Annotated in this window: 26 protein-coding genes and 1 pseudogene; 14 read left to right on the forward strand and 13 right to left on the reverse strand. The window is 70.3% G+C overall.

Going from position 1 to position 22224, the window contains the following annotated elements; all coding sequences use genetic code 11:
* Window positions 1–2: 2 nt before the first annotated feature.
* The 4 genes from IE160_RS00485 to IE160_RS00500 form a co-directional block, all read right to left on the reverse strand.
* Window positions 3–713, reverse strand: a complete 711-nt coding sequence (locus IE160_RS00485; RefSeq protein WP_191151353.1) for an alpha/beta hydrolase — start codon at window positions 711–713, stop codon at window positions 3–5.
* Complete coding sequence (locus IE160_RS00490; RefSeq protein ID WP_191151354.1) at window positions 710–1741, reverse strand: serine hydrolase domain-containing protein; 1032 nt, start codon at window positions 1739–1741, stop codon at window positions 710–712. Before IE160_RS00490 ends, IE160_RS00485 begins: the two co-directional genes overlap by 4 nt.
* On the reverse strand, window positions 1738–2685 hold the full coding sequence (locus IE160_RS00495; protein ID WP_191151355.1) for an LLM class F420-dependent oxidoreductase: 948 nt from the start codon (window positions 2683–2685) through the stop codon (window positions 1738–1740). The genes IE160_RS00490 and IE160_RS00495 overlap by 4 nt, the downstream gene beginning before the upstream one ends.
* A gap of 63 nt (window positions 2686–2748) precedes the next feature.
* On the reverse strand, window positions 2749–3174 hold the full coding sequence (locus tag IE160_RS00500; protein WP_152582568.1) for a DUF1801 domain-containing protein: 426 nt from the start codon (window positions 3172–3174) through the stop codon (window positions 2749–2751).
* A 57-nt stretch (window positions 3175–3231) separates the two neighbouring features.
* On the opposite strand from IE160_RS00500, the gene IE160_RS00505 reads away from it, so the two are divergent.
* Window positions 3232–4086: an aldo/keto reductase gene (locus tag IE160_RS00505; RefSeq protein ID WP_191151356.1), complete on the forward strand. Its 855-nt coding sequence runs from the start codon at window positions 3232–3234 to the stop codon at window positions 4084–4086.
* An 87-nt stretch (window positions 4087–4173) separates the two neighbouring features.
* On the opposite strand, the gene IE160_RS00510 is transcribed toward IE160_RS00505, so the two are convergent.
* The 4 genes from IE160_RS00510 to IE160_RS12685 form a co-directional block, all read right to left on the reverse strand.
* Complete coding sequence (locus IE160_RS00510) at window positions 4174–5406, reverse strand: alpha-hydroxy acid oxidase (RefSeq protein ID WP_191151357.1); 1233 nt, start codon at window positions 5404–5406, stop codon at window positions 4174–4176.
* Window positions 5407–5410: 4 nt separating this feature from the next.
* Entirely contained in the window at window positions 5411–6085 is a 675-nt protein-coding gene (locus tag IE160_RS00515; RefSeq protein ID WP_152582571.1) for a GntR family transcriptional regulator, read from the reverse strand.
* 70 nt (window positions 6086–6155) lie between these two features.
* Complete coding sequence (locus IE160_RS00520) at window positions 6156–6812, reverse strand: substrate-binding domain-containing protein (RefSeq protein ID WP_349815719.1); 657 nt, start codon at window positions 6810–6812, stop codon at window positions 6156–6158.
* A 24-nt stretch (window positions 6813–6836) separates the two neighbouring features.
* Window positions 6837–7022, reverse strand: a complete 186-nt coding sequence (locus IE160_RS12685) for a hypothetical protein (protein WP_349815720.1) — start codon at window positions 7020–7022, stop codon at window positions 6837–6839.
* A gap of 19 nt (window positions 7023–7041) precedes the next feature.
* On the opposite strand from IE160_RS12685, the pseudogene IE160_RS00525 reads away from it, so the two are divergent.
* The 5 genes and pseudogenes from IE160_RS00525 to IE160_RS00545 form a co-directional block, all read left to right on the forward strand.
* Window positions 7042–7845, forward strand: a pseudogene (locus IE160_RS00525) (FGGY-family carbohydrate kinase); the annotation flags it as partial.
* Window positions 7846–7854: 9 nt separating this feature from the next.
* Window positions 7855–8817: a 1-phosphofructokinase family hexose kinase gene (locus IE160_RS00530; RefSeq protein WP_224744509.1), complete on the forward strand. Its 963-nt coding sequence runs from the start codon at window positions 7855–7857 to the stop codon at window positions 8815–8817.
* A gap of 77 nt (window positions 8818–8894) precedes the next feature.
* The gene (locus tag IE160_RS00535; protein WP_152582574.1) at window positions 8895–10559 is read left to right on the forward strand and encodes a circularly permuted type 2 ATP-grasp protein; all 1665 of its coding nucleotides are present in this window, start codon (window positions 8895–8897) and stop codon (window positions 10557–10559) included.
* Window positions 10559–11491: an alpha-E domain-containing protein gene (locus IE160_RS00540; protein ID WP_152582615.1), complete on the forward strand. Its 933-nt coding sequence runs from the start codon at window positions 10559–10561 to the stop codon at window positions 11489–11491. The genes IE160_RS00535 and IE160_RS00540 overlap by 1 nt, the downstream gene beginning before the upstream one ends.
* Complete coding sequence (locus IE160_RS00545; protein ID WP_179872910.1) at window positions 11488–12330, forward strand: transglutaminase family protein; 843 nt, start codon at window positions 11488–11490, stop codon at window positions 12328–12330. Before IE160_RS00540 ends, IE160_RS00545 begins: the two co-directional genes overlap by 4 nt.
* Window positions 12331–12342: 12 nt before the next feature.
* On the opposite strand, the gene IE160_RS00550 is transcribed toward IE160_RS00545, so the two are convergent.
* On the reverse strand, window positions 12343–13680 hold the full coding sequence (locus tag IE160_RS00550; protein ID WP_224744510.1) for an MFS transporter: 1338 nt from the start codon (window positions 13678–13680) through the stop codon (window positions 12343–12345).
* A gap of 5 nt (window positions 13681–13685) precedes the next feature.
* Window positions 13686–14108: a MarR family winged helix-turn-helix transcriptional regulator gene (locus IE160_RS00555; protein ID WP_152582577.1), complete on the reverse strand. Its 423-nt coding sequence runs from the start codon at window positions 14106–14108 to the stop codon at window positions 13686–13688.
* A 74-nt stretch (window positions 14109–14182) separates the two neighbouring features.
* Between IE160_RS00555 and IE160_RS00560 the strand changes: the two genes are divergently transcribed.
* A complete protein-coding gene (locus IE160_RS00560; protein ID WP_191151359.1) occupies window positions 14183–15055 on the forward strand; it encodes an alpha/beta fold hydrolase in 873 nt (290 codons plus the stop codon).
* On the opposite strand, the gene IE160_RS00565 is transcribed toward IE160_RS00560, so the two are convergent.
* Window positions 15052–15420: a cupin domain-containing protein gene (locus tag IE160_RS00565; RefSeq protein ID WP_152582579.1), complete on the reverse strand. Its 369-nt coding sequence runs from the start codon at window positions 15418–15420 to the stop codon at window positions 15052–15054. The genes IE160_RS00560 and IE160_RS00565 overlap by 4 nt on opposite strands.
* Before the next feature lie 138 nt (window positions 15421–15558).
* Here IE160_RS00565 and gdhA point away from each other — a divergent pair, with 138 nt between their 5' ends.
* From gdhA to IE160_RS00585, 4 genes are all read left to right on the forward strand, one after another.
* Window positions 15559–16923, forward strand: a complete 1365-nt coding sequence (gdhA, locus tag IE160_RS00570; protein ID WP_152582580.1) for an NADP-specific glutamate dehydrogenase — start codon at window positions 15559–15561, stop codon at window positions 16921–16923.
* A gap of 73 nt (window positions 16924–16996) precedes the next feature.
* A complete protein-coding gene (gene lplAB, locus IE160_RS00575) occupies window positions 16997–18046 on the forward strand; it encodes a lipoate-protein ligase LplAB (protein ID WP_191151935.1) in 1050 nt (349 codons plus the stop codon).
* A complete protein-coding gene (locus IE160_RS00580) occupies window positions 18025–19083 on the forward strand; it encodes a FecCD family ABC transporter permease (RefSeq protein WP_152582616.1) in 1059 nt (352 codons plus the stop codon). Before lplAB ends, IE160_RS00580 begins: the two co-directional genes overlap by 22 nt.
* On the forward strand, window positions 19080–19865 hold the full coding sequence (locus IE160_RS00585) for a heme ABC transporter ATP-binding protein (protein ID WP_152582581.1): 786 nt from the start codon (window positions 19080–19082) through the stop codon (window positions 19863–19865). The genes IE160_RS00580 and IE160_RS00585 overlap by 4 nt, the downstream gene beginning before the upstream one ends.
* A 36-nt stretch (window positions 19866–19901) precedes the next feature.
* Here the strand turns inward: IE160_RS00585 and IE160_RS00590 are convergent, their stop codons facing one another.
* Window positions 19902–20174, reverse strand: coding sequence for a YkvA family protein (locus IE160_RS00590; protein ID WP_218925619.1), 273 nt, complete (start codon window positions 20172–20174; stop codon window positions 19902–19904).
* A 77-nt stretch (window positions 20175–20251) separates the two neighbouring features.
* Between IE160_RS00590 and IE160_RS00595 the strand changes: the two genes are divergently transcribed.
* Window positions 20252–20554 (forward strand): hypothetical protein, encoded by a 303-nt coding sequence (locus IE160_RS00595; RefSeq protein ID WP_179872913.1) that lies wholly within the window; start codon window positions 20252–20254, stop codon window positions 20552–20554.
* Between the two features lie 18 nt (window positions 20555–20572).
* Here IE160_RS00595 and IE160_RS00600 read toward each other — a convergent pair whose 3' ends face one another.
* Window positions 20573–20860 (reverse strand): GNAT family N-acetyltransferase, encoded by a 288-nt coding sequence (locus IE160_RS00600; RefSeq protein ID WP_179872914.1) that lies wholly within the window; start codon window positions 20858–20860, stop codon window positions 20573–20575.
* Between the two features lie 230 nt (window positions 20861–21090).
* Here IE160_RS00600 and IE160_RS00605 point away from each other — a divergent pair, with 230 nt between their 5' ends.
* The gene (locus tag IE160_RS00605; RefSeq protein ID WP_179872915.1) at window positions 21091–21519 is read left to right on the forward strand and encodes a helix-turn-helix domain-containing protein; all 429 of its coding nucleotides are present in this window, start codon (window positions 21091–21093) and stop codon (window positions 21517–21519) included.
* Window positions 21520–21528: 9 nt separating this feature from the next.
* Entirely contained in the window at window positions 21529–22185 is a 657-nt protein-coding gene (locus IE160_RS00610; protein WP_179872916.1) for a PIN domain-containing protein, read from the forward strand.
* Window positions 22186–22224: the final 39 nt, after the last annotated feature.

The raw sequence follows: 22224 nt of genomic DNA on the forward strand, positions 1-22224 counted from the left end.
GCTCAGCTCACCCAGCCGAGCTGTCGCAGCCAGCGCGCGCACGCTGCCGTCCAGTCGGCGGCGTTGCCCGCCTGCTCGCCGTCCGGCACCCCGTCGACGAGGCCGAGGCCGTGCCGCCCGCGCGGGTACACGTGCACCTCGTGCGGCACGGTGTGCGCCGCGAGAGCGGCCGCGAGCCGGTAGGCGTGCTCCACGGGCACGGCGGCATCCTCTGCGGTGTGCCAGAGGAACGTCGGCGGAGCATCCCGCGTCACCATACGGTCGACCGACAGCGCACGCCGCGTCCACGGCGCCGCCCACCGCCCCATGAGGTTGTGGCGCGAGCCGGCGTGCGTCGGCAGCTGCATCGACACGACCGGGTAGCAGAGGATCGCCGCGTCGACGAGGCGACTGGTCGCGGATGAGCGCGAGGGGCCCGACATCGCGGCGTGGCCGGCGAGGTGGCCTCCGGCCGAGAATCCGAGGATGCCCAGCCGCCCGACCCCGTCGGCCCGCAGCTCGGCGACCCGCGTGCGCACCGCGTCGATCGGGCCGGGGTGGCGCGCGGCGTTCCCGTTGACCGATGCCACCGGGTAGTGCAGCACGCTCGCCGACAGGCCGAGCGACCGCAGCCACTGCGCGACCGGCTCGCCCTCGTGGTCGGCGTGGTGGCCGTAGCCGCCGCCCGGCAGCACGATGATGTGCGGCACCGTGCCGTCCTCCGGCGCGCTCACGGGGTGCCCGCCGCGAAGACGGCGTTCTGCAGCTCGTCGGGCCGCACGGGGTGCCACGGCTCGCGCGCATCGAGCCGATTGGTGAGCAGCACGAGGCACAGGCCGGTGGCAGGGGAGAGCCAGAACTGGGTCATCGACCAGCCCTCGTGGCCGAAGACGCTGTGGTCGACGAGGCCGGGGCGGCGCGGCAGGTTCCAGCCGAGGCCGAAGTTCTCGAAGCGCTTGCGCGGCTCCGGGTCGATGATGAACAGCCCCTCCGTGCGAGGCCGCTGCATCGCGGCGAGCGTCGGTGGCGAGACGACTGCGCCGTCGCCGGCGAGGAGGGAGCGGCCGACCGCGAGCAGGTCCTCCGCGCTCGCCGCGAGGCCGGCGGCCGGATGCCGTTGCGCGAACATCGCCTCAGGGTCGTGCCCCATGACGTCCCCGCCGTGCACGCGCGGGGTGCCCGCCGTGTCGAAGGAGAGCCCCTCGGCGCCAACCGCGCTCGTGAGCTGCGCGAGCCGCGATTCGAGGGTGTCGCCCGTCGCGGATTCGAGGATCGCCGAGACGCCCGCCCACGCGAGGTTGTTGTAGCGGCGGGCGGTGCCGACGATCGTCTCGAGGGCCGTGCGCTCGATCGTCTCGTGCAGGCTCGTGGCGCCCGCGGGCATCGGAGCACCGAGCGGGTGGTCGACGATGCCGCTCGAATGGCTCATGAGGTGGGCGAGGGTGACGTCGGGGCTCAGGAACCCTGGCAGAGCATCCCGCAATCGGGCGTCGACAGTGAGGGAGCCCTCCTCGACGGACCGCATGACCGTGAGGGCCACGAGGGGCTTCGTGACCGAGTACAGCGCGAAGCGGTCCTCGGTCGTCGTCGGGCGGTCGTCGACGGCGCCGAAGGCCTCCAGATGCTGCGTGCAGGCGGCGTCGGTGATGCCGAGCACGGCGGCGGGGAAAGGGCCGGCGTCGACGTGGCGCCGCACCCAGGCGGTAGCGGCGCTCCAGCGCGGATCGGCGGATGCGCCGCTCACGCCGCTGTGCCCGCTCATGCGACTGTGTCGGTCACGTGCGGCAGAACCTCGGCGGCGATGAGGTCGAGGTGCTCGAGGTCGGTCATGTCCATGCACTGAAGGTAGACGCGACGAGTGCCGAGGTCGGCGACGCGCTGCAGCTTCTCGACCACCTGCGAGGGGGTGCCGACGAGCACGCCCTCCTCGGCCGCGGCACCCGCCCGCCCGGGGTCTATGCCGGCCGCGGCGCAGCGACGCTCCAGCTCGGCTGGGGACGCCGCGACGATCGTCGGCAGCGCGACGGAGAGCGAGAGCGTGAGCGGATCGCGACCCTCTTCGCCGCACACGCGGTGCAGGTTCGCGAACGCGTCGCGAACCTTCTCCTCTCCCACGAAGCCGATGTTGAACTCGGTCGCGTTGCGGGCCGCGAGCTGCGGGGTGCGCTGCGGCCCCCCGCCGCCGACGATGAGCGGAACCGGCGATTGCACGGGCTTCGGCAGGGCGGGGGAGTCGGTCAGGGCGTAGTGGGCGCCGTCGAAGGCGAAGCGCTCGCCGACAGGGGTGCGCCACAGGCCCGTCACGATCGCGAGCTGCTCCTCGAGCATCCCGAATCGCTTCGTGGGAAAGGGGATGCCGTACGCCGCGTGCTCCTGCGCGAACCAGCCCGTGCCGAGGCCGAGCTCCACCCGGCCGCCCGACATCGCATCGACCTGGGCGACCTGGATGGCGAGGATGCCCGGGTGGCGAAACGTCATCGATGACACGAGCGTGCCGAGGCGGATGCTACTCGTCTCGCGCGCGAGGCCTGCGAGCGTCGTCCACGCATCCGTCGGGCCAGGCAGTCCGTCGCCGTCGCCCATGACCAGGTAGTGGTCGGAGCGGAACCAGCCGTCGAAGCCGAGCCTCTCGGCGTGCTGGGCCTGCCGCAGCATCGTCTCGTAGTCGGCCCCCTGCTGGGGCTCGGTGAAGACGCAGAACTCCATCGTGTGACCTCCGCCTTCGAGCCTAGAGGGCGCGGGCGGCGCCCGGCGCGGAGCTCGACTGCCTCAGGAATCGAGCGTGGCGAACGCCTCGTCGACGAGGGAGGCCAGCCCTTCGAGGTTCACCTTCTCGAGCGACGGGATCGTGAGAGCAGCGGCGCCCTGCTTGAGCGAGCCGAGCCGGCCCTGGTACTGGGCGAGCAGGTAGCCGCCCTCGGCGACCGCGTTCACGTAGAGGCTCACGTGCTTCTGCTGCTGCGCGAGGCCGAGCAGGAACCACTCGACGCTCTCGCCCTTCGGCCGGGGCTGCTCGATGCGCGCGTAGCCGATGATGCGCTGCTCGGTGCCGCCCCAGAACACGCCCTCCCAGAGCTCGCGCTCGCGGCCACCGAGCCGCTCGCCGATGAGCGCGTCGATCGCGCGCACGGTCTCAGCGTGCGGCCCGTCGAGACTCGCGAGGAACTCGTCGACGTCGGCACCGGTGCGCTCCATGGGGAGCCAGTGTAGGCGCGCTCGGCGGAGCGGGCCAGGAGCCCCTACTCTCGAAGCATGAGCATGCTCGACGGGCCCGGCGTCGTTCTCGGCGTGGCGTCGCTCGTGCTCGGGGAAGGCATGGAGCAGCGGCACGCCGAGCTCGTCGTGCGCGCGGGCGTCAACGCCGGCGCCGCGGCGCTCGACACGGCGCGGGCCTACGCCTCGGTCGAGGACGACGCTGTGGGCGAGCGGCTCGCCGTTGTCGCCGAGGAGCGTCGGCCGGGCATCCCGGTGATCACGAAGGCCGGCCACTACCGTCTCGGCACCGCCTCGTGGGACGCCGACGGCAGCGCCGCCCGGCTGCGCCGCGATGCGGAGCGCAGCGTCGAGGTGCTCGGGGGGCCACCCGCACTGCTGCTGCACCGCGCCGACCAGGTCGACGACGTCGCGGCATCGGTGCGCGCGCTCGACGAGCTGCGGCGCGAAGGGCTCGCGCTGCGGATCGGGGTCTCGAATGCCTCCGTGGAGATGCTCGAGCAGCTCGAGGGCATCGCCGAGATCGACGCCGTGCAGAACCGGCTCGGGCTCGGAGTCGAGTCTTTCGCCGAGTACCGGTACTGCCGTGAGCGCGGCATCGACTTCTTCGCCTACGCGCCCTTCGGCGGGCCGAGAGCCGCTCCTCTCGCGACGCGCGTGCCCCGGGTGGCGGCGCTCGCCGCCGAACGAGAGCTGTCGGTGCACCGACTCGCGCTCGCCGCGATGCTCGACGCGGTGCCCGGTTGCTGGCCGGTCATCGGGCCACGCCGCATCGAGAGCGCGGTCGACAGCATCCGCGCTCGCGAGCACGAGGTCGACGACGCGCTGCGCGCGGCGTTCGCTGACGATCTGACGTCGCGCGGGGTGTCGGTGCAGGAAGCCCCGAACGCGTGAGCGTGAGGAAGGACCCCGCCGCGACGACCACCACAGCGCCGCGACGGGGTCGGAGGGAGCGGAGATGCGCATCCCGCTCTCTCGAGGTCAGCCGCGCGGTACGAGCCGCTGCAGCTGAGTCACGTGGCCCGGCTCGAGCTCCTCGAGGGAGGTCACGCCGAGCAGGCGCATGGTGCGGGCGATCTCGGAGCCGAGGATCTCGATCGCCCGGTCGACGCCCTCGCGGCCGCCGGCCATGAGCCCGTAGAGGTAGGCGCGGCCGATCAGGGTGAAGCGTGCCCCGAGGGCGACGCTCGCGACGATGTCGGCGCCGGTCATGATGCCGGTGTCGAGGTGCACCTCGGTGTCGTTGCCGACCTCGCGCACGACCTCCGGCAGGAGGTGGAAGGGGATCGGCGCGCGGTCGAGCTGGCGCCCGCCGTGGTTCGAGAGGGTGATGCCGTCGACACCCAGATCGGCGAGCCTCCTCGCGTCGTCGACGGTCTGCACGCCCTTGACGACGAGTTTGCCCGGCCACTGCTCCTTGATCCAGGCGAGGTCCTCGTAGGTGACCGTGGGGTCGAACATGAAGTCGAGAAGCTCGGCGACGGTGCCGTCCCAGCTGGAGAGGCTCGCGAAGGCGAGCGGCTCGGTGGTCAGGAAGTCCCACCACCACCACGGGCGGGGGATCGCGTTGGCGATCGTGCCGAGCGTGAGGGCCGGCGGAATCGAGAAGCCGTTGCGCTTGTCGCGCAGGCGCGCGCCGGCGACGGGCACGTCGACGGTGACGAGGAGAGTGTCGAAGCCGGCCTGCGCAGCGCGGTCGACGAGCTGCATCGACTTCTCGCGGTCCTTCCACATGTAGAGCTGGAACCAGTTGCGACCCTCGGGCGCCGATGCTCGAACGTCCTCGATGCTCGTCGTGCCCATCGTCGACAGCGAGAACGGGATGCCCGCCGCAGCGGCCGCGGAGGCACCAGCCTCCTCGCCCTCGGTCTGCATCATGCGCGTGAATCCGGTGGGCGCGATGCCGAAGGGCAGCTCGACGCGCGACCCGAGCACATCCCATCCGGTGTCGACGCGGCTGACGTCGCGCAGGATCGCGGGGTGGAACTGGATGTCTTCGAAGGCCTGCCGCGCACGCCCGAGCGAGATCTCGGCCTCCGCCGCACCTTCGGTGTAGTCGAAGGGCGCCTTCGGGGTGCGCCGCTGCGCGATCGCCCGCAGGTCGTGGATGGTCAGCGCGCTCTGCAGCCGCCGCTTCTTCGCGTCGAGCGTCGCCTTCTTGAACTTCATGAGCGGCGCGAGCTCGCTCGGGCGGGGGAAGCGGCGTTTCACCATGGGGCTAATCCTTTGCGTGTGTCTGGTCGTAATGGCCGAGGAGCCGGTCGCGGGCGCCCTCGATGTGGGCTCGGGTGAGCTGCCCGGCGACGGCAGCGTCGCCGCGGGCGACGGCATCGAGGATGCTCTGGTGCTGGTCGACCACATCCCCGAGGGCGAGTAGCCGGTGCGATTGCACCTGCCCGGTGCAGAGCTCGATCTCGCCCATGAGCAGCCCGTGCAGGCGTGCGAGGCGCGGCGAGTGCTGCGCTTCGACGAGGGCGCGGTGGAAGGTCACATCTGCGCGGGCCAGTGGCGCGGTGTCGCCGTCGTCGGAGACGAGTGCATCGCTCAGCATGCGCTGGGCCGCGACGGCGTCGGCGGGGTGTGTGCCGCTCTCGGCGAGGTTGCGCAGGGCGGCGACCTCCACGGTCGCGCGCGCGGCGTAGAGGTCGACGATGTCGTCACGGGTCAGCTCGGGCACGCGCGCGGTCTTGTGCGCGGTGCGTCGCAGCAGCCCGTCGGCGACGAGGCGCTCGAGCGCGACCTTCGCGGTGGGGCGGGCGACGCCGAAGCGGTCGGCGATCGCCTGCTCGGTCACGGCCGAGCCTGGAGCCTCGCGCTGCGTGAGGATGCTCTCCCGCAGCGCCTCGTAGACGGCGTCGGGCACGCGCGTCACAGCGAGGGCTTCGGCGGTCATGCGCTCGACCGTACCAGATTGTTAGACAAGTGTACGAAGAAAGTATGGGCGAGCCCGCGCGGCGACGGAGCTACCGCGCGGTGCTCGCGCGCACCACGAGTTCGGGTTGGAAGACGACCTCACGGGGGTCGAGCCCCGGGTCGGCCACGGCCTCGAGCAGCAGGTCGATCGCGGTGGAGCCGATGAGCTGGCTCGGCTGCCGCACCGACGTGAGGGGCACGACGACCGCGCTCGCGAAGTCGATGTCGTCGTAGCCGACGAGGGCGATGTCGTCCGGCACACGCAGGCTGCCGGTCATGACGAGAGCCTGCAGCACGCCGACCGCGAGCAGGTCGTTGACGGCGAAGATCCCGTCCGGACGGTCGGCCGGAGTGCGCGCGGCGACCTCCTCGCCGCCACGTCGGCCGTCGACGACCGTGAGCCCGGGGGCGTTGATGATCTCGAGCGTCGAGTCGGAGACCTCGGCGATCTCCCGCCGTGCGCCTGTCACGCGGTCGGCGACCTGGCGGATGTCGAGCGGCCCCGCGAGGAGCGCGATGCGGCGACGGCCGATGTCGAGCAAGTGGCGCACGGCGAGGTACCCGCCCGCGACGTCGTCGACGGCGACGGAGGAGAACCCCGTGCCCTCGCCGCGCCGGTCGACGAGCACGGCCGGCGTGCCGCGCTCGCGCAGCCGCTCGAGCCGCTCGGTGACATCTCCGAGAGGAGAGATGAGCACGCCGTGCACGCGCTGCTCCTCGAAGAGGTCGAGTTAGGTGGATTCCCGTGCAGGGTCCTCGTCGCTGTTGCCGAGCAGGATCGACAGGCCCTCGGCGGCGGCGCGGTCCTCGGCGCCGCGCGCGAGCTCGGTGAAGAACGGGTTGCGCACGTCGAGGACGACGAGCCCGACCGTGCGGCTGCGCCCGGCGCGCGAGGCCGACCCTGCGGGCCTCCACAATTCAGGAGATCCTGCACACGTGGTGCTGCCGCGGGTGCTGGATCCGCACGCTTCGGTCGCGGTCGATGCCGAAACTCCTGAATTGTCGGGATGCCGCAGCGGCATCGTTGTGGGGCCGGGTGCCGGCGACAACGCGGGCGCCGCACTCGGGCTCGGCGCGCGCCCCGGCGACGTCGTCGTCTCGATCGGCACGAGCGGCACCGTCTACGCCGTGAGCGCAGACCCGGTCGCGGATGCTCAGGGCACGGTCGCCGGGTTCGCCGACGCCGCGGGAGCCCACCTCCCGCTCGTCGCGACGCTCAACGCCGCGCGTGTGCTCGACGCCGTCGCGCGCCTGCTCGGTGTCGACCACGACGGTCTCGCCGAGCTCGCCCTCGCCGCGCAGCCCGGCGCCGACGGCCTCGTGCTGCACCCGTACTTCGAAGGCGAGCGCACTCCCAACCTGCCCGACGCGACCGCGACGCTCACCGGCCTCACGCTCGCGAGCACGACGCGGGAGAACCTCGCGCGCGCGGCGGTCGAGGGCATGCTGTGCGGCCTCGCCGACGGGCTCGACTCGATCACGGGCCTCGGCGTGCCGGCTGAGCGCATCCTGCTCATCGGCGGTGCTGCGCGCAGCGCCGCGGTCGGGCCCGTCGCGGCGCAGGTGTTCGGCGTGCCGGTCGTCATCCCCAAACCGGGTGAGTACGTCGCCCTCGGCGCCGCCGCGCAGGCGGCCTGGGCGCTCGGCGACGCGCGGCCCGAGTGGCCCGTCGAGACCTGGGCCGAGCATCCCGCCGATGCGCGCCCGGTGATTCGAGAGCAGTACGCCGCACAGGGCTAGCCTGGGGGCATGGCCGAGACGCGCTCCGCCCCGCCGATGCCGATCGTGACGCTCACGATCAACCCCGCGCTCGACGTGAGCACCTCCACCGAGCGCGTGCGTCCCGAGCACAAGATGCGCTGCGGCCCGAGCCGCGTCGACCCAGGCGGCGGGGGCATCAACGTGAGCCGGGTCATCCGGCGCCTCGGGGGTCAGTCGACGGCGATCTACGCGCTCGGCGGGCCGACCGGTCAGGCCTACCGCCAGCTGCTCGAGGCCGAGGGCATCATCGGTCGGGTCATCCCGATCGGCGGGTCGACGCGCGAGAACGTCACCATCGACGAGACGTCGACGGGCGACCAGTTCCGGTTCGTGCTGCAGGGCCCCGAGCTGAGCGACCGCGAGTGGCAGGCCGCGCTCGATGCGACGGAGGATGCGAGCAGGCTCGGCGGCTACGTCGTGCTGAGCGGCTCGCTCGCCCCGGGCGTTCCCGACGACTTCTACGCCCAGGCGACCCGAGCCGCCCACCGCCACGGCGCCCGTGCGGTCGTGGATGCCTCGGGCGAGGCGCTCGAGGCGGCGCTGGACGAGGGCGTCTTCCTCATCAAGCCGAGCGGACGCGAGCTCGGCGAGCTCGTCGGCGCGACCCTCACGACGATCGAGGATCGCGTCGCGGCCGCTGAGGAGCTCGTGCGGCGAGGCCGCGTCGAGACCGTCGCCCTCACCCTCGGCGGCGACGGTGCCGTGCTCGTGAACCGCGAGGGCACGACGCGGTTGCGTCCGCCCCCGATCGAGGTCGCCTCGACGGTCGGTGCGGGCGACAGCTTCCTCGCCGGGGTCGTGCTGCGCCTCGCCGAGGGGCGCGACATCGCGGAGGCGTTCCGCGCTGGAGTGGCGGCGGGGGCCGCCGCGGCGATGACAGCCGCGACCGAGCTGTGCCATCGCGATGATGTGGAGCGTCTCGAGAGCGAGTTGGCGGAGGCGTCGCACTGACGCTGTGCGCGGGAACGCCACCGGAGAGCGGCGTTCGAGGAAACATCGCCGCAATACTGCCCGAGTAGGGTGGGTCCATGGCCGACCTGTTCGAGGGATACGCGCCGACGCCGACTCGGCGCGGCTCCGCGGTCGCCTTCGACGAGATGTTCGCCCCCGACAGCGAGGTGCGCCTGCCCTACCGGCAGATCCATCAGGCTCTCGCCCAGATGAGCACCGACGAGCTGCGCGGCCGCACCGAGGCGCTCGCCGACAGCTATCTCGCACAGGGCGTCACCTTCGACTTCGCCGGCGAGGAGCGACCCTTCCCGCTCGACGCCGTTCCTCGCGTCATCGACCGTGCCGAGTGGGTCGACGTCGAGCGCGGCATCGCCCAGCGCGTGCGGGCTCTGGAGCGCTTCCTCTCCGACATCTACGGGCCGCAGAAGGCCATCGCCGACGGCGTCATCCCGGCCGGCATCATCTCCTCCTCCTCGCACTTCCACCGCGCCGCGGCGGGCATCCAGAGCGCGAACGGCGTGCGCATCCAGGTCTCCGGCATCGACCTCATCCGCGACGAGCACGGCGCGTGGCGCGTGCTCGAAGACAATGTGCGCGTGCCGAGCGGCGTGAGCTACGTCATCTCGAATCGCCGCGTCATGGCGCAGACGCTGCCCGAGCTGTTCGTCTCGATGCGCGTGCGCCCGGTCGGCGACTACCCGAACCAGCTCCTGCACGCCCTGCGCGCCTCGGCGCCGAGCGGGGTGGGGGAGCCGACGGTCGTCGTCCTCACGCCGGGCGTCTACAACTCGGCGTACTTCGAGCACACGCTCCTCGCGCGCCTTATGGGCGTCGAGCTCGTCGAGGGTCGAGACCTGTTCTGCTCGGGCGGGCGCGTCTTCATGCGCACGACGAGCGGCCCGCAGCGCGTCGATGTGATTTACCGCCGCGTCGACGATGAGTTCCTCGACCCGCTGACGTTCCGCGCCGACTCGATGCTCGGCACGCCGGGCCTCATGCTCGCGGCACGCCTGGGCAATGTGACGATCGCGAACGCTGTCGGCAACGGTGTCGCCGACGACAAGCTCGTCTACACCTACATGCCCGATCTGGTGCGGTACTACCTCGACGAGGACCCGATCATCCCCAACGTGGACACCTGGCGCCTGGAGGAGCCGGATGCTCTCGCCGAGGTTCTCGACCGCCTCGACGAGCTCGTGGTGAAGCCCGTCGACGGCTCGGGCGGCAAGGGGCTCGTGGTGGGTCCGGCGGCCGGCCGGCAGGAGCTCGACGAGCTGCGCACGCGGCTCATCGCCGACCCCCGAGGGTGGATCGCGCAGCCGGTCGTGCAGCTCTCCACCATTCCGACGCTCGTCGATGAGGGCATCCGGCCGCGTCATGCCGACCTGCGGCCTTTCGCGGTCAATGACGGCAGCGATGTCTGGGTGCTGCCCGGCGGCCTCACGCGCGTCGCCCTCCCCGAGGGGCAGCTCGTCGTGAACTCCTCGCAGGGCGGCGGCTCGAAAGACACCTGGGTCGTCGGCCGACAGGCGATGGTCTCCGACAGCCACGACATCCAGGGCATCGTCACCGAGCAGGCGACGGTCACGCAGTCGATCCCGATCATCACGGATGCCCACGCGCACCTGCCCGACCACAATCCGCAGGACGATCCTCGGCAGGACCAGCAACAGCAGCAGCAGCAAAGCGCGAAGAAGAACCCGAGCAATGGCGCTCCCCGTGGCAAGGGGGAGGCATCATGATGCTCAGCCGGATCGCCGAGAGCCTGTTCTGGATCGGCCGCTACGTGGAGCGCGCAGACGGCACCGCCCGCATTCTCGACGTGCACCTGCAGCTGCTGCTCGAGGACCCCTGGATCGACGAGGACACCGCGTGCCGGTCGCTCCTGAGCGTCATGGGCAGCGCCGTGGCGCCGGACCATGCCCTCACGCGCGGCGATGTGCTGAGCATCCTCGCCGTCGACCGGTCGCACCCCGCCTCGATTGCCTACTCGATCGGCGCAGCGCGCGAGAACGCGCGCCGCGCCCGCGAGGTCGTGAGCACGGAGCTGTGGGAGGCCCTCAACACGACGCGCGCCCGAATGCCGCGCCGCGTCGCCAACGACAAGGTGCACGAGTTCTTCGGCTGGGTGCGCGAGCGGTCGGCGCTCGCCGTCGGCATCGTCGAGTCGTCGTCGAGCCGCGACGAGTCGTGGAGCTTCTTCACGCTCGGTCGCAGCCTCGAGCGCGCCGACATGACCGCGCGCCTGCTCGCGACGCGCTCGCTCACCGAGGCCTCGGGTCCGTCGTGGACGACGATCCTGCGCAGCTGCGGCGCCTACGAGGCCTACCTGCGCACCTACCGCGGTGTACCGAGCGCCACGAATGCCGCCGAGTTCCTCCTGCTCGACCGGCTGTTCCCGCGCAGCATCCTCTACTCGGTCACGCGGGCCGAGAACTGCCTGCGCGACATCGAGCCGCGCGGCACGGGTCGGGCGGGCGTCGGCGATGCAGCCCTGCGCCAGCTCGGGCAGATCCGCAGCGAGCTCGAGTACCGCCCGATTCACGACATCCTCGACGACCTGCAGCGCCACATGGACGCGGTGCAGTCGGCGACGAGCTCGGCGAGCGAGGCCGTGCGTCAGCGCTACTTCCCGACGAACGCCGCTCCGAGCTGGGTGGGGGAGTCGTCATGAACCGCTTGCGCGTGCGCCATGTCACGGGCTTCCACTACGAGGGCGACGTCACCGCGTCGTACAACGAGGCGCGCATGCTGCCGGCGAGCTCGGACGGCCAGCTCGTGCTCTTCTCGCATCTCGACATCACGCCGCACTCGGCGCTGCACCACTACACCGACTACTTCGGCACCCGCGCGACGGCGTTCGAGCAGCTCGAGCAGCACCACGAGCTCGCCCTCACGGCCGACAGCCTCGTCGAGGTGCGCGAGCGTCCGGTGAACGGGGAGCCGATCGGGTGGGATGCTCTGCGCGCGCTCTTCGACCGCTCGATCGCCCTCGTGGAGAGCACGCGGCAGACGCGCCTCACGATGCCGCCCGAGGAGGTCGCCGAGCGCGCCCGCGAGCTCGGCGGGTCCCTGCCGCCCGCGGAGGCCGCGCGCGCCATCTGCGACTGGGTGCACGAGAAGGTCGAGTACATGTCGGGCGTGACGGGCGTGCACACGACCGCCGCGGAGGCCTGGCAGGACCAGCGCGGTGTGTGCCAGGACATCGCGCATCTCGCGCTCGGGGCCATGCGCACCGCGGGCATTCCGGCGCGCTACGTGAGCGGCTACCTGCACCCGGTTCCGGATGCCCAGATCGGCGAGACCGTGGCGGGCGAGTCGCACGCCTGGGTGGAGTGGTTCGACGGCGGCTGGCGCGGCTACGACCCCACGAACGCGATCGAGATCGGCGACCGTCACGTCATCGTCGGCCGCGGCCGCGACTACACCGACGTGCCGCCGCTGCGCGGCGTCTACGCGGGGCCGGCGAGCTCGCGCCTCTTCGTCACGGTGGAGATCACGCGCGAGGCGTGAGCGCCCCGCCCCCTACGACTTGCGCGTCTCCGCCTCGATGACCGCGAGCTCCTGCGTCGCCGTCTCCCGGTTGCGCAGGCGCTTCGAGTAGTCGTCGCCGTCGTAGGCGACGGTCATGCGCCACCAGCGGTCGTCGGCGTGGCGGCGGCCGACGCGCAGGTTGCGGGTCGAGCGCATCCAGAGGATGGCGATGATCGCGGCGAAGAGCCCGCCGAGGGAGCCCGCGACGATCGCCCAGCGGGGCCCGGCCTCGTTGGCGATGAGGCCGACGAGGGGGGCGCCGAGCGGGGTGCCGCCCATGAAGACGGTCAGGTAGAGCGCGAGGACGCGCCCGCGAATGGATGCCCGGGTGGTGGTCTGCACGTAGGCGTTGGCCGAGGTCACCATCGTCATGGCGGTGAACCCGACCGGGACGAGGGCTACCGCGAAGAGCTCGAAGGTGGGCATGAGGGCCGCGGTCGCCATGGAGGCGGAGAGTCCGAGCGAGGCGAGCACGATGACGCGCAGTCGCGGCCGCACGCGACGCGCGGCGGCGAGGGCTCCCGCCACGGAGCCGACGGCGACGACGGAGGAGAGCAGGCCGAATTCGCTCGCCCCGCGTCCGAACTCCACCCGCGCCATGGTCGCCGTGAAGATCGCGAAGTTGAAGCCGACGGTGCCGATGAGGAAGATCATCGCGAAGATGACGAGCAGATCACCGCGGCGACGCACGTATCGGATGCCCTCCCGCAGCTGCCCCCGGCCCTTGTTCGTCTTCCGTATCGGCTGCAGCCGATCGGAGCGCAGGAGGGCGATGGCGACGAGCATCGCCGAGAAGGTGAGCACGTTGATGAGCACGACCCAGCCTGCTCCGAGAAGGGCAACGAGCAGGCCTGCGATGCCGGGCCCGATGAGACGAGCTCCGTTGAACGAGGTCGAGTTGAGGGCGACCGCGTTGGGCAGGTCGTCCTTGCCGACGAGCTCGCCCACGAACGTCTGTCGGGCCGGAGCCTCGGCGGCGGTCGTGATGCCGAGGCCGAGAGCGAGCGCGTAGACCATCCACAGTTCGGCGACGCCGGTGAGAATGATGATGCCGAGCACGAGTGCCAGGAGCGCCTGCACCGACTGGGTGGTCGCGATGAGCCGTCGCCCGGCGAGGCGGTCGGCGATGATGCCCGCGTATGGCCCGATGACGAGCGCCGGGCCGAACTGCAGGGCGAGGGTGATGCCCACCGCGGCGGCGTCGTTGTCGGTGAGCTCGGTGAGCACGTACCAGTCCTGCGCGGTCCGCTGCATCCAGGTACCGATGTTGGAGACGATCGCGCCGATGAACCAGATGCGGTAGTTCAGGATTCCGAGCGATCGGAACATCGCGCTCACGAACTGGCGAGGCGGCGCAGGATCGGTCGCACCGCCTCGAGGGCTCGCCGCTCGGTGGCGGTGAGTGCTTCGAGCTGCTCGTGGAACCAGGCGTTGCGTAGCCGGCGGGTCTCGGCGACGAGCTCGTGACCCGCCGGGGTGATCGTGACCCACACTTGGCGCGCATCCTCGCTGCTGGGTTCTCGCGTGATGAACCCGGAGGCCTCGAGGCCGTTGAGGGTGCGATTGATGCTCGGCGGGCTCACGCGCTCATGCTCGGCGAGGGCACCGGGCGTCGTGCGACTGCCGGCGACGAGTCGCCACAGAACACTCAGCTGGCTGTCGGTGACGCCGCTGCCGGCACGCTCGGCGCGAATGCGGCGGGCCACCTGCTGCAGGAGGACTCGCAGCTCTTCATCCGGGTCGGTCGTCGTGGCCATGATGCCCTTAGCCTAGCTCATTACCTCGGCTAACCATTGGGCGACGCATACGATGGGCGTCAGGAGGATCCGCCATGCCCACATTTATCGCCGAGCGCGAGCACCGCACCGTCACCGACGCGCACGGCGTCGTCGTGCACTACTACGTGTGGGCGCCCGGCAAGCCGCGCGGTGCCGTGCAGATTGCGCACGGGGTGGGCGAGCACGCGCTGCGCTACGAGGCGCTCGCGCAGTCCCTCGTCACCGCCGGCTACGTCGTCTACGCCGATGATCACCGCGGCCACGGCCAGACCGGTGTCGAGTACTGGAACGGCGATCTCAGCAAGATCGGCAAGCTCGGTGTCGGAGGCCTCCGAGCCACGCAGCAGAATCTGCTCGACCTCGCCGAGCTCGTGCGCCTCGACCACTCCGACCTCCCCTTCGCGCTCATCGGCCACTCCTGGGGCTCGCTCATGGCGCAGAACCTCCTCAACGAGGGCCCTGTGCCGTGGGACGCGGTCGTCCTCACCGGCACGGCGTACCGCACGCCGTTGGCGATGAACGGCGGCGACCTCAACGCGCGGCACAAGCACCTCGGCACGACGGGTGCGGAGTGGCTCAGCCGCGACCCGGCCGTCTCGGAGGCCTTCGCGGCCGACCCGCTCACGACCGACGCGAAGGTGCTGCAGCTCTTCGGCCTTCGCGACGGCCTCCGCCTCTACGGCACACCGAAGCGCGTCGAGCGGCCGATGCCGATGCTCATCATGGTGGGCGACGACGACCCGCTCGGCGGCGAGGCGAGTGCCAAGAAGCTCGCCGACGCCTATCTGCAGCGCGGCGGCCTCACCGATGTCGAGCTCATCGTGTACGTGGGCGCCCGGCATGAGGTCTTCAACGAGACCAACCAGGTCGAGGTGCGCGCCGACCTCGTCGCCTGGCTCGACGACCGGCTGCTCGCCGGCTCCTAGCCGGCCGCGTCCGTCTCGGGCGTCCTGCCCACGGGCATCGAGATCGCCGTCAGCACGACCACGCTCGGCTCGAGCGCGTCGAGACGGTGCACACCGTCGGGGATGCGCGCGATCATCCCTGCGTCCATGTCGATCGTGCGGGTCGCATCGCTGAGGCGCACTCGTCCGCGCACGACCTGCAGCACCGCCTCGCCCGGGTTCCGATGGTCCGGCAGCGCCCCTCCCTCGGCGAATCCGATCGCCGTCATGCGCAGAGTCTCGTGATCGAGGTCGATGCGCTGCGCACTGCGCCCCTGAGGGCTGTCGGCGGCTTGGGCTATCAGGTGGTCGGCCAACGTGGGCAGGTGCAGGGCGATCGGATCCATGCCCGCACCCTACGCCGACGTCCGCACCCGCGCGTCGCGGTCAGCAGTAGGGTGGGTGCCCTGAAGGCGGGGTCTCCCGCCACCTGCACCGCCGACCTTGATTCCGGCGGGCACCGTCTCGAACGAAAGCGCTCCGCCATGTCGATCACGTCCTCGTCGCCGTCCCTGCGAAGGGTCGTGGACCCGATTCTCGAGACCGTCGCCGCTCGAAACCCGGGGGAACCCGAGTACATGCAGGCCGTGCACGAGGTGCTGGAGTCGATCGCACCGGTGCTCGACGAGCGCCCCGACTACGTCGAGGCGGGAATCCTCGAGAGGCTCGTCGAGCCCGAGCGCCAGGTGGTCTTCCGCGTGCCGTGGGTCGACGACGACAATCGCGTGCAGGTCTCTCGCGGGTTCCGCGTGCAGTTCAACTCGGCCCTGGGGCCGTACAAGGGCGGCCTGCGATTCCACTCGAGCGTCAACCTCGGCATCGTCAAGTTCCTCGGCTTCGAACAGATCTTCAAGAACGCCCTGACCGCTCAGGGCATCGGCGGGGCCAAGGGTGGGAGCGACTTCGACCCGCACGGCAGGAGCGACGGCGAGGTCATGCGCTTCTGCCAGAGCTTCATGGATGAGCTCTACCGGCATCTCGGCGAGCACACCGACATTCCCGCGGGAGACATCGGTGTGGGTGCTCGCGAGATCGGCTACCTGTTCGGGCGCTACCGCAAGATCATGAACCGGCACGAGTCCGGCATGTTCACCGGCAAGGGCGTTGCCTGGGGTGGGGCGGAGGTGCGCACGGAGGCCACCGGCTACGGCACGGTCTTCTTCCTCGAGCAGATGCTCGAACGCAGCGGCCGTGCGATCGAGGGATTGAACGCTGTGGTGTCCGGGTCCGGCAACGTCGCGCTCTATGCGATCGAGAAGATCCAGCAGCTGGGGGGAACAGCCATCACGGCGTCCGACTCCTCCGGTTACGTCGTCGATGAGAAGGGCATCGACCTCGATCTGCTCAAGCAGGTCAAGGAGGTCGAGCGCTTGCGCGTGAGCGACTACGCCGAACGTCGACCGGGTGCTCACTTCGTGCGCGCAGGCTCCGTGTGGGACGTGCCCACCGATATCGCGCTCCCCTGCGCTACTCAGAACGAGCTGGACGGCGCGGCGGCGGCCACCCTCGTTCGGCAGGGCGTCACCGCTGTGGCAGAGGGGGCGAACATGCCGTGCACGCCGGAGGCCATCGAGGCCTTCAGGGAGTCCTCAGTGCTCTTCGCGCCGGGGAAGGCTGCCAACGCGGGCGGAGTCGCGACGAGTGCTCTGGAGATGAGCCAGAACGCATCGCGCCAGCGCTGGAGCTTCGCCGACAGTGAGGATCGCTTGCGCGCCATCATGACGTCCGTGCACGACATGACCTACGAGTCATCGGAACGCCATGGCGCGCGGGGGGACTACGTGATCGGAGCCAACACGGCGTCCTTCGTGAAGGTCGCCGACGCGATGCTCGCGCAAGGCGTGATCTAAACGCGACTGCCAGGGTTCCCTGTCGCTGCGTCAGGGCAGGGCGAATAGGCTCAGTGTCATGCACGGTGAGGCACTGCACGCAGAGTACAAGGTTCCCGGCGGCAAGCTCGTCGTCGTCGACCTCGCGGTGAGCGACGACCGCATCGGCATGTTCCGCCTCGCTGGCGACTTCTTCGTCGAGCCCGACGAGACGATCCCCGCGATCGAGGCGGCGGTGCGCGGTATGCCAGCGGCGTCCGATGCGAAGACCCTCACGGCGAGAATCGCGGATGCTCTGCCCGACGGTGCCGTCCTCCTCGGGTTCAGCGCCGAAGCGGTCGCGACGACGATCCGCCGCGCGCTGTCGAGCGCGACGACCTTCGCCGACTACGACTGGCAGCTGCTGCGCGGCCCCGCGCTCGCGCCCCTGCAGCAGATGGCGCTCGACCAGGTGCTCGCCGAGTGCGTGGGCGACGGCTCGCGCGGGCCCACCCTGCGCATCTGGGAGTGGAAGAGCCCCGCGGTCGTCATCGGCTCGTTCCAGTCGGTCAGCAACGAGGTCGATCGCGACAACGCCGAGCGCTACGGCTTCGAGATCGTGCGCCGCATCTCCGGCGGCGGGGCGATGTTCATCGAGCCGCAGTCGGCCATCACCTACTCTCTCTACGCCCCGAGCGAGCTCGTCAACGGCATGAGCTTCGCGGAGTCCTATGCGTTCCTCGACGAGTGGGTCATCGTCGCCCTGCGCGAGCTCGGGCTCGATGCGCGCTACGTGCCGCTCAACGACATCGCGAGCTCGGCCGGCAAGATCGGCGGCGCGGCGCAGAAGCGGCTCGGCTCGGGCTCCGTGCTGCACCACGTCACGATGGCGTACGACATGGACGCGGATCGCATGACCGAGGTGCTGCGCATCGGCCGGGAGAAGCTCAGCGACAAGGGCGTGAAGAGCGCCAACAAGCGGGTCGACCCGCTCAAGTCGCAGACCGGTCTGACGCGGGACGAGGTCATCGAGACCCTGCTGGGCACGTTCCGCTCGCTCAACGGCCTCACCGACAGCGAGATCGCCCCGGAGGAGATGGAGCGCGTGGAGAAGCTCGTCGCGGAGAAGTTCTCCACGGAGGACTGGATCCAGCGCGTTCCGTGAGCCCGCGCATCCGGGCCGTCGGCCTCACGCTCCTGCTCGCCGGCGTCGTCGTCGGCGGCATCGTGCTGTCGGCGATCACGGGGCAGCTCGCGATCACGCCCACCGAGGTCGCTGGCTCGCTGCTGCGTGCTGTCGGCCTCGACACCGTGTGGGCGCCCACCGACCCCATCGTGGAGTCGACGCTGTGGTTCGTGCGCTTCCCGCGCATCCTCATGGGCCTCCTGGTGGGGGCGGCGCTCGCCGTCGCGGGCGCGGTCATGCAGGCGATCTTCGGCAACCCGCTCGCCGAGCCCGGCGTCGTCGGGGTGTCCTCCGGTGCCGCCCTCGGTGCTGCGACGGCGATCGTGCTCGGCGCCTCCGTGCTCGGTGGCGCGGGCATCGCCGTGTTCGCCTTCCTCGGCGCGCTCCTCGCGACGCTGCTCGTCTACGTGGTGTCGCGGGCCGGCGGGCGCACCGAGGTCGTCACCCTGCTGCTGACCGGCATCGCGATCAACGCTTTCGCGCAGGCCGGCATCGCCTTCGTGCTGTTCGTCGCCGACACGGCGAGCCGCGAGCAGATCGTCTTCTGGCAGCTCGGCTCGATCGCGGGCTCCCTGTGGTCGCAAGTGGCGATCGTCGCCGCCGTGGGCGTGGCGGGCGTGATCGCCGCGATCCTCCTGGCGCAGCGGCTCGACCTGCTCGCGCTCGGCGAACGCAACGCGCGTCACCTCGGCGTCAACGTCGAACGGCTGCGCCTCGTCTCGATCGTGCTCGTCGCCCTGCTGACGGGCGTCGCTGTCGCCTTCACGGGCATCATCGCCTTCGTGGGGCTCGTCGTGCCGCACATCATCCGCATGATCATCGGGCCTGCGCACCGCGGCCTCATCATCGCGAGCGCGGTGGGCGGCGGAGCCCTGCTCGTGCTCGCCGACCTGCTCACGCGCACGATGGTCGCGGGCGCCGAGCTGCCGATCGGCATGCTCACCTCGCTCATCGGCGGCCCGTTCTTCTTCTACCTGCTGTGGCGGCAGCGCCGCCGCAGCGGAGGCTGGGCATGAGCGCGCCGGGGTCCGCCCTCATCGAGGCCCGCGGCGTGAGCGTGCGCCTCGACGGGCGGGGCATCCTCACCGGCATCGATCTGGATGTGCGCGCGGGTGAGATCCTCGCCCTCGTGGGTCCGAACGGCGCCGGCAAGTCGACGCTGCTCTCGGTGCTCAGCGGCGACGCGAGCCCGAACGAGGGAGAGGTGACGCTGCTGGGCCGGCCGATCGGCGACTACCGTGCGCTCGAGCTGGCCCGGCTCCGCTCTGTGCTCACGCAGGCGAACGCCGTGAGCTTCCCTTTCCGCGTCATCGAGATCGTGCAGATGGGGCGCAATCCCTGGATGCGCGGCTCGACGGTCGACGACGACCGCGAAGCGGTCATCCGTGCGGTCGAAGCGGCCGACGTGGAGCACCTGCTCGGCCGACGCTTCACCTCGCTCAGCGGCGGCGAGCAGGCCCGGGTGTCGCTCGCCCGCGTGCTCGCGCAGTCGACCGACATCGTCTTCCTCGACGAGCCGACCGCGGCGCTCGACCTGCGTCACCAGGAGGAGGTCATGCGCGTGGCGCGCGGCCTCGCCGCGCAGGGCCGAGCGGTCGTCGTCGTCGTGCACGACCTCTCGCTCGCGGGTGCCTACGCCGACCGCATCGCCCTCCTCGACAGCGGTCGGCTCGACGCGCTCGGCACGCCCGCCGAGGTCATGACGGCCGAGCGCGTGAGTCGCGTCTACGGGCTCGAGGTGCGGATTCACCGGCTCGGCGCCTCGGGGCGACCGGTCGTGCTGCCGCTGCGCGACTGAGCTTCGGGCTGGGACTGAGAGCCGCGCCGACCAGGCTCAGCCCTGTTGCTCGGGGCGGGGCTTCTGCTCGTAGTGCGGCTGAGGACTCTGCTGAGGCTGCGAGCCGGGCTGCGGCCCGGCCTGACGCGGGTCGCGCCCGCTGAGGAGCTTCCAGATGGCGAAGCCCGCCCCGGCGAGCACCGCAAGGTCGTCCCCGAAACCGAGTGGACCCACGAGGATCTCGGGGATCACGTCGATGGGGGAGACACCGTAGGCGAGGGCGCCGAGGCCGACGAGGACAGCGGAGATGATGGCGCGGGTGCGGCTCATGGCACCAGAGTAGTCGCGCATCACCGCGCGCAGCGGCGGCGGGCCCGACCGCGAGCTGCCGTCGGTAGGCTCGACGGGTGATCGAGTGGTGGGGGTGGGTGCTCATCGTGATCGGGGTGATCGCGGTCGGCGTGCTCGCCCAGCGCCGCGGGTGGATCGACTTCCGGAGCAACGGGCGCAGGGGCGGATCAGGAGGAGGGCTTGTGGGCATCGGCGACGAGGTCTTCAACCCCACGCGGCACGAGGCGCAGATCGAGCTCGACCGGCAGACGATGCTACCCGCACCCGCACCTATCCCGGGCGACGAAGGCCCGGGCGGAATCCGCTTCGAGGGTGATCCGGATGACGGCGACGGTTACCGGGGGAGCGTACGCCTCTAGGGCGTGATGCGGCGGTGCTCAGGCGCGCGAGGAGAGGTCGGCGTACTCCGGGTGCTGGCGCATCCAGGACGCCACGAAGCCGCAGATCGGCTTCACGGGCTCACTCGTGGTCTCCCGCAGCTCCTGCAGGATCGCCTGCACGACGGCCCCGCCGACGCCCTGGCCGCGCTTGAGCGGCGGCACTTCAGCGTGGAGGAGGCGGAGGGTGCCGCCGGCGTTGTCGTAGATGATCCAGCCCTGCAGCTCGTCGCCGTCATAGGCGGCGTAGCGGTCGGCGTCGGGCTCGTGGGTGACGGTGAGACTCATGCCGCTCACCCTAGCGAGAGGCGTCGAAGGTGCTCTCAGGCACTGTCTTACCAGGGCCTACGCATGAATCCGCTCGCTGGTACGCGTCGAGACTCTCTACGCGTAGCTCTATACGGAGTTCTGGACACGCCGCGCAGAGTTGCGGATACATGTGTAACCTAGTGGTACTCGGGTAATACGAGCGACGACCGACTCAAGCTTGCCTTGAAGGCACGAGAGAGATGAGAACGGTGACAACGCTAACGCTGTCTAACGACTCAATCATTGTTGACGATCAACTTCGAGATGAGGCTATCGAACTCGTTGAGACCGCTGAAGATGACCGACTTGGTCACCTTGAAGTGGTGATCAACGGAACCAACTACGAAGTACCGGAATCACTATCAAGGTTGCTCGTCCACGTCATTGAGCGCGCTGCTCGCGGCGGGACGATGCACATTCGATCGATGCCGGAAGAACTGACGACAACTGTGGCCGCAGAGCTACTGGGGGTTTCCCGACCAACGTTCATGAAGCTCATCAAGGCTGGCGACATCCGTTCGCGGATCGTCGGCACACACCATCGGGTTCTCGCTCAGGATGTTGTGGCACTTCGCGATCGACGCAACGACGCGCGTGTCGACGCGATCCGTGCGCTGCGAGAGGTGTTGCCCGACTAGCCTTGGAAAGTGATTCAGCAACGAGTATTCGTCGATGCAGATGTCCTCTATTCTGCGTGCCTTCGATACTGGCTGTTTCAACTGCGCGTTTCGACACGTTCAATGTTCCTGCTGTGCACTAGCGAAGACGTGATCGCTGAAACTCTCTCCAAGTTGCGAGACAACAATCCTCGGTGGGACGGCGGGCAGATCACGCGAATACGAGCGGCGATCGTCGAGGTCTTCGATGAGCTGGTGGATGATTTCGACGGATCCGTCGCGTATCAGGGTGCTGATCCCGACGACTTTCACGTGCATGCAGCTGCGCTCGCTGCCCAGGCCCAGATATTGCTGACCTGTGACCATGGCCTGCTCAACCAGCCCAATGCCGACGAGCTGGAATACGAGGCATATCATCCGGACGACTTCTTCGTGTTGGTGAATGACTCAGCACCGCTAAACGTGCGTGAGGCGTCTCTCGCGCAGTTGCGCTACTACGCCAACAAGAATGGAGAGCGAAACAGCGGGCTTGTCGATGCCTTGATCGCCGCGGGCAGTCCGCACTTCGCCGAATGCGTTCGACTGCACCTGGTCGATCTCGCGGGAGCCATGCCGCGCGTGCAGCGACGTAAGTTGCGCAGATTCGAGAGGTTGAATCTGGCGGCCTCGTCGCGATTAGGTGCCTAGCGGAGAAGTCGAGCCTGACCTGTAGCGCCCCTTTTGGCT

Source organism: Chryseoglobus sp. 28M-23 (assembly GCF_014789785.1).
Classification (GTDB): Bacteria; Actinomycetota; Actinomycetes; order Actinomycetales; family Microbacteriaceae; genus Microcella; species Microcella indica.

Bases quoted from the DNA above. Each gene is read 5' to 3' on its own strand.
- IE160_RS00540 (WP_152582615.1), top strand. From the start codon at position 10,559: ATGCTCAGCCGGATCGCCGAGAGCCTGTTCTGGATCGGCCGCTACGTG.
- IE160_RS00490 (WP_191151354.1), bottom strand. From the start codon at position 1,741: ATGAGCGGGCACAGCGGCGTGAGCGGCGCATCCGCCGATCCGCGCTGG.
- IE160_RS00560 (WP_191151359.1), top strand. From the start codon at position 14,183: ATGCCCACATTTATCGCCGAGCGCGAGCACCGCACCGTCACCGACGCG.
- IE160_RS00555 (WP_152582577.1), bottom strand. From the start codon at position 14,108: ATGGCCACGACGACCGACCCGGATGAAGAGCTGCGAGTCCTCCTGCAG.
- IE160_RS00495 (WP_191151355.1), bottom strand. From the start codon at position 2,685: ATGGAGTTCTGCGTCTTCACCGAGCCCCAGCAGGGGGCCGACTACGAG.
- IE160_RS00545 (WP_179872910.1), top strand. From the start codon at position 11,488: ATGAACCGCTTGCGCGTGCGCCATGTCACGGGCTTCCACTACGAGGGC.
- IE160_RS00515 (WP_152582571.1), bottom strand. From the start codon at position 6,085: ATGACCGCCGAAGCCCTCGCTGTGACGCGCGTGCCCGACGCCGTCTAC.
- IE160_RS00510 (WP_191151357.1), bottom strand. From the start codon at position 5,406: ATGGTGAAACGCCGCTTCCCCCGCCCGAGCGAGCTCGCGCCGCTCATG.
- IE160_RS00550 (WP_224744510.1), bottom strand. From the start codon at position 13,680: ATGTTCCGATCGCTCGGAATCCTGAACTACCGCATCTGGTTCATCGGC.
- IE160_RS00530 (WP_224744509.1), top strand. From the start codon at position 7,855: ATGGCCGAGACGCGCTCCGCCCCGCCGATGCCGATCGTGACGCTCACG.
- IE160_RS00585 (WP_152582581.1), top strand. From the start codon at position 19,080: ATGAGCGCGCCGGGGTCCGCCCTCATCGAGGCCCGCGGCGTGAGCGTG.
- IE160_RS00600 (WP_179872914.1), bottom strand. From the start codon at position 20,860: ATGAGTCTCACCGTCACCCACGAGCCCGACGCCGACCGCTACGCCGCC.
- IE160_RS00500 (WP_152582568.1), bottom strand. From the start codon at position 3,174: ATGGAGCGCACCGGTGCCGACGTCGACGAGTTCCTCGCGAGTCTCGAC.
- IE160_RS00505 (WP_191151356.1), top strand. From the start codon at position 3,232: ATGAGCATGCTCGACGGGCCCGGCGTCGTTCTCGGCGTGGCGTCGCTC.
- IE160_RS00590 (WP_218925619.1), bottom strand. From the start codon at position 20,174: ATGAGCCGCACCCGCGCCATCATCTCCGCTGTCCTCGTCGGCCTCGGC.
- gdhA (WP_152582580.1), top strand. From the start codon at position 15,559: ATGTCGATCACGTCCTCGTCGCCGTCCCTGCGAAGGGTCGTGGACCCG.
- IE160_RS00535 (WP_152582574.1), top strand. From the start codon at position 8,895: ATGGCCGACCTGTTCGAGGGATACGCGCCGACGCCGACTCGGCGCGGC.
- IE160_RS00565 (WP_152582579.1), bottom strand. From the start codon at position 15,420: ATGGATCCGATCGCCCTGCACCTGCCCACGTTGGCCGACCACCTGATA.